The 4,394-nt window shown below is 58.6% G+C and carries 6 protein-coding genes and 1 pseudogene; 4 read left to right on the top strand and 3 right to left on the bottom strand.

Features of this window, described 5'->3' with window-relative positions; genetic code table 11:
• Window positions 1-260, bottom strand: a pseudogene (locus BHC62_RS28770) (VRR-NUC domain-containing protein); the annotation flags it as partial.
• Window positions 257-775, bottom strand: coding sequence for a PAAR domain-containing protein (locus BHC62_RS27605; protein ID WP_071610067.1), 519 nt, complete (start codon window positions 773-775; stop codon window positions 257-259). The pseudogene BHC62_RS28770 and the gene BHC62_RS27605, both read right to left, overlap by 4 nt.
• Between BHC62_RS27605 and BHC62_RS25240 the strand changes: the two genes are divergently transcribed.
• The 3 genes from BHC62_RS25240 (at window position 774) to BHC62_RS25230 (ending at window position 3,004) form a co-directional block, all read left to right on the top strand.
• Window positions 774-1,127 (top strand): hypothetical protein, encoded by a 354-nt coding sequence (locus BHC62_RS25240; RefSeq protein ID WP_070996570.1) that lies wholly within the window; start codon window positions 774-776, stop codon window positions 1,125-1,127. The genes BHC62_RS27605 and BHC62_RS25240 overlap by 2 nt on opposite strands.
• A 13-nt stretch (window positions 1,128-1,140) precedes the next feature.
• Complete coding sequence (locus BHC62_RS25235) at window positions 1,141-2,310, top strand: hypothetical protein (protein ID WP_070996569.1); 1,170 nt, start codon at window positions 1,141-1,143, stop codon at window positions 2,308-2,310.
• 169 nt (window positions 2,311-2,479) lie between these two features.
• Window positions 2,480-3,004, top strand: a complete 525-nt coding sequence (locus BHC62_RS25230; protein WP_029295819.1) for a hypothetical protein — start codon at window positions 2,480-2,482, stop codon at window positions 3,002-3,004.
• On the opposite strand, the gene can is transcribed toward BHC62_RS25230, so the two are convergent.
• Window positions 3,001-3,645: a carbonate dehydratase gene (gene can, locus BHC62_RS25225; RefSeq protein WP_029295821.1), complete on the bottom strand. Its 645-nt coding sequence runs from the start codon at window positions 3,643-3,645 to the stop codon at window positions 3,001-3,003. The two genes, BHC62_RS25230 and can, sit on opposite strands and share 4 nt — an antisense overlap.
• Window positions 3,646-3,784: 139 nt before the next feature.
• Here can and BHC62_RS25220 point away from each other — a divergent pair, with 139 nt between their 5' ends.
• A complete protein-coding gene (locus tag BHC62_RS25220; protein ID WP_029295823.1) occupies window positions 3,785-4,189 on the top strand; it encodes a hypothetical protein in 405 nt (134 codons plus the stop codon).
• Window positions 4,190-4,394 lie beyond the last annotated feature (205 nt).

Here is a 4,394-nt window from a genome sequence, read left to right as displayed (position 1 = left end):
GTCATGTCGTAACTGACCTCGGCCCTATACGGACTGCGCCCCTGGAGAATCTCGTCAAGCTCCCCAAGGCGCTGTGCCACACAGCCCTGTTTAAGATTCTTGCCATCTTGGCTGATGTTGGGTGTGCTGCTGCAATAGCAAATTGCCGAGCACAGTACTTTCCTGTCCTGGGGACCGAGCTTCGGCTTCAGGATGCCCACGGGGTTGGTCGTGCCTTCGGGGCTCATGCCACCCTGAGACAGGCCGGGTTGATCACTCATGCTTCGTCGCCCGGCGCCAGGTCAATATAGATAACCTGCGACGCATCGTGCTTGACCCACGATGTCATGCCTTCACCATTGGTGGTGTCGAGCATGCTCCAATCGGCACTCGACCAGACCTTTACCTTGCGGCCACCAATAGGTAGGCCGGTTTCCTGATCTATGAGTTGAAAGCGTCCGGAGTAAGGGGCAGTGGAACTGCTCAATGGTGCAAGGGGGGTGAGCGGGGACGGTGTGAATCTGTCACCGATGAACACGGTTCCCGACCCGCCGATGATCACGTTGCCATGTTCACCGACGCTCCCGAGCGTTGCGGCAGGTTTTCCGTTGATGAAAACCGTCGATGACACGCCAGTGCTAATCCGGCTTGCGCAAGCAGATACATCACCTTGGCGTGCTGCGGGTAATCCATCGAAAAAGACGTCAGGAGAACCTTCGATTATAGGGTTGCTGCCATGCCCCGACATTGAGCATGCCGTAAGGTCCGTAACGCGGGCAGCAGGTTTTCCACTCATGAAGCATGTCCTTGCAAACGTGATTGGAGATCCAGAACTCGTGCAGTACTTCTTTGTCGAGGCTCGTCAGTTGCGTATCCAAACGCTCAACGTGCGCAAGCAACTGCGTACTGAGGCTGCGCAGGTGTTCGACGTCGAAGTGAACGAGAGGAGTTGCAGAAGTTATGGCGATGACTCTGTCCGGTCTACTGATCGATGTATGTCATCCATGTCTCTGAATGGGGACGGATGGCTCCGTCAGACCCAAGGCTTAACGGCTCTTGCAAAAAGCTACATTTCCCGACGCATTTTCCCGGTCAGCCGCTACTGTGTGAGGGTGGGCATTCATCCCGCGCAGACGGGCTTTAGCTGACAAGGAAACACGCATGTTTAAACTGACCAGGCTGTCCTTCACCTTTGTCGCACTGACTGTGAGCACGGTCGTACACGCCGATGTCGAGCTTGACCTGGGCACCGCGCAACGGGTCAGGCAATTGTTCGCCTACCCCAATAATTGCAGTGTGATCTGCTTTCGCCCATGGACCCTGGAACAGACGGTTGAGCATTACCTCAACCAGAGCTTGCAGCGCGACGGCTACAACCGGGCCCGTGTCAGTGTGAAAGCCAGTGAGGATAAGGTGCTGGCCCGCTTTACCGGCGTACCCGATGGCTACGGCCGGTCCTTGATCTCGCTGTTGAACACCGCTGACCTGGCCTACCAAGGCGCCAGCCGGCTGAACCGTGATGGCAAGTGGCAATTTAGCTGGTACCTGTTCCTGCCGTTGGGCATGGCCTTGGAAAACCGCAAGAGCATCGAGTTGATGCATTTTCCGCCCGACTACTCCCTGACCCATTACCAGGACTATCTGGAGTCGGCCACGACTGACCGTTGGGCCACATTACTGACCGCCAATGGCATAGCGGCGGCCCAGACCCCGGAGTACCAGACCATCATCGACATCGCGCCGATAGCCGCGCCCTCCACGGCCGGCAAGGACCTGGAAGGCGTGTATGGCTATTTCACCGAGTACCAGACGCGGATTGTCCGGGAGCTGAGCCTGCATCCCGGCGGCTCATTGCCAATGGTCGCCTTCGGCGCCCCCGTTCGCAGTTGGATCCAGCAACAGTACGGGCAAACCCTTGGCGTATTGGGCCTGGGGCAGATAAGCCCGGCCGAGGGCAGTAGCGTCGCCGTATTGGGGGCCAATCACCCCAGTTACATCTGGTACGCCGCCAACCCGGACAGCTACGACGGTGATGAACAGAAGGCCGACGACGCCGGCCTGAAAGTCATGGGCCAGGACTTGAGCGCAGCGTGCTGGCAGGCCGGCATGGGCCAGAAGCCGGCCAGCGATCCCAACGTGTTGCTCAAGGGCTGCATGAATACCTGGCAGGTCACGCGCAAGGAACAGACTTGCGAGCTGTTCTACACCTCGATTCGCGAACTGTCCGCCGACCACGCCAGGGAAAAATGCGCCACCGCCACCATCAAGACGCAACTCAAGCGCCTGAAAAGCCCCCTGCCAGAAGCCTCTGTACCCGCCCCCGCCCTTTGAGCATCCGGCTTATCCGTTTTGGCTTACGCAAAAAAAAGCCGATATCTACTGTCAGATTTGACAGTAGATATCGGCTGCAACTTGCGTAAACCTTGGAACGTGCCCACTTGCTGCAAGACTGGCAGTCATATCAACACCAGGAGGTCGATGCAGCCCGACAAGGAATGCTATGAAAACCCAAGCCATGGAAGATGCGCCGGCTGATGCGATGGACTGTCTTTATCCATTCGCCGACCTGTTGGGAAAAAAAGGCTACCCCTCGCGCCGCCAGTTCGACGTCGTACGCACCCGGAATCGCCGTGGAACCGGGATCAAGACGCGTGTGGCCTTCGACAGCCGAATACTCATGGCGAAGATTTCCGGATACGCCCTGGGCGAGCGGCACTTGCACACGCTACAGATATCTTCGCGTATCCACTTGTACGACCCCTGGTTCAGCGGCCTGATCCTGCATTCGTGCGATCCGAATGTGTTTCTCGACATCAGCGAACTGGAGCTATGGTCGGTCCAGGCCATTCGCCCCGGTACACTGCTGACGATGGATTACGCCACCACCGAAGATGCGCTGCTCTGCCAGTTCGCTTGCCAATGCGGTGCGCTTAACTGCCGCGGCTGGATCACCGGCGCAAAAGAACCGTTGAACCCACAGGGCCAACTGTTCATGGAACAGTGGCGCCAGCGCAAACGCTGTTAAATCGCCTCAATCGGGCGCAGGCGGTACTGCGGTGGCAGTTGCTCGAACCCGGTGATGGTGGCGTTGAGGCTTTTCCAGCGGCCGTCCTTGATGCCGTAGATACAACCGTGGATCGACAGGCTCTGCCCGCGGTGCCAGGCGTTCTGCACAATGCTGGTGTGACCGACGTTGGCCACTTGCTGGATGACGTTGAGTTCACACAGGCGATCAACGCGTTCTTCTTCGGTGGGCAACTGGGCCAGCACTTCGCGGTTCTCGTAGTACAGGTCGCGGATCGAGCGCAGCCAACCGTCGATCAGGCCAAACTGGCGATCCTGCATCGAGGCACGTACGCCGCCGCAACCATAGTGGCCGGTGACCAGGATATGTTTGACCTTGAGCACATCCACCGCGTACTGGATCACCGACAGGCAGTTTAGGTCGGTGTGCAGCACCACGTTGGCCACATTGCGGTGCACAAACAGGTCGCCAGGTAGCATGCCGACGATCTCGTTGGCCGGCACCCGGGCGTCCGAACAGCCGATCCACAGGTATTCCGGGGTCTGCTGGCGGGCGAGCTTGGCGAAGAATTCGGGATCTTCCTGTTTGATCGCATCCGCCCAGCGTTCGTTGTTATCAAGCAGGTCTTGTAGTTCGTTCATCAGGGAAAGCCTCAGGAATGATGCGCAGTTTTGTGACTGACAACCGCTCGCCCAGGTCACGCCGTACGCAAATTAGCTTGAATCTTTGGGAGGCCGTGCCTGTCCACACACTATAAGCCCCACAGTATGAGGATTGGCCATGACGCAATCACGACGTCCGTACGGCGCCCCGACCCCAGCACCGATTGATGACAACGAAGATCGCATGGGCTCGATGCGCGAGCTGGATTTTGACGAGGAGGAGCCGACGGCGGAAATCGGCGATGAGATCCCCCGTGGTGAACGCGAGCACCTGATGCCCGACGAACGGGTGCGCGAGGCCGGGATGACGGGGGCTTCAACGGCGGATCACGAGCCCACGGATGATGATATGAGCCCCGAAACCCTGATCCATGAAGATGGCGCGCGAGATGCCCGGGAAGAAGGTGACGGCGAACAGGCCGATTGGGACCTGAGTATCGTCGATGAAGATGAGATTGGCGGCGGCAATGGCCTGGATGAGGCTGAGTTGGCCGATATTGACCCGATAGACGGCAACCGCTGACACACCTGGTCCTTGCAGGAGCTGGCTTGCCTGCTCCCACAGGGGAATGCAACTGCGCGCTCTGGCGGTGCTGTTGCTCTGTTTTTGATCTGGCTTTTGATCTTGTGCGCCCCGTCAAACCACGATGGCCGCAGGCAGGTATTGCGCAGTGGGCACCCCGGCATGGATGCCGGGGTAGCCGCGACACGGCCATGGATGGCCGATC

This window comes from Pseudomonas sp. 06C 126 (assembly GCF_001855215.1).
Classification (GTDB): domain Bacteria; phylum Pseudomonadota; class Gammaproteobacteria; order Pseudomonadales; family Pseudomonadaceae; genus Aquipseudomonas; species Aquipseudomonas proteolytica.
The sequence above is the reverse complement of the archived record's forward strand: the minus strand, read 5'-3'. Positions and strand labels throughout refer to the sequence as shown.

What these genes read in the sequence shown, in the direction of transcription:
- BHC62_RS25240 (WP_070996570.1), top strand. Translation starts at nt 774, where the DNA reads ATGAAGCATGTCCTTGCAAACGTGATTGGAGATCCAGAACTCGTGCAG.
- BHC62_RS27605 (WP_071610067.1), bottom strand. Translation starts at nt 775, where the DNA reads ATGAGTGGAAAACCTGCTGCCCGCGTTACGGACCTTACGGCATGCTCA.
- BHC62_RS25235 (WP_070996569.1), top strand. Translation starts at nt 1,141, where the DNA reads ATGTTTAAACTGACCAGGCTGTCCTTCACCTTTGTCGCACTGACTGTG.
- BHC62_RS25230 (WP_029295819.1), top strand. Translation starts at nt 2,480, where the DNA reads ATGAAAACCCAAGCCATGGAAGATGCGCCGGCTGATGCGATGGACTGT.
- can (WP_029295821.1), bottom strand. Translation starts at nt 3,645, where the DNA reads ATGAACGAACTACAAGACCTGCTTGATAACAACGAACGCTGGGCGGAT.
- BHC62_RS25220 (WP_029295823.1), top strand. Translation starts at nt 3,785, where the DNA reads ATGACGCAATCACGACGTCCGTACGGCGCCCCGACCCCAGCACCGATT.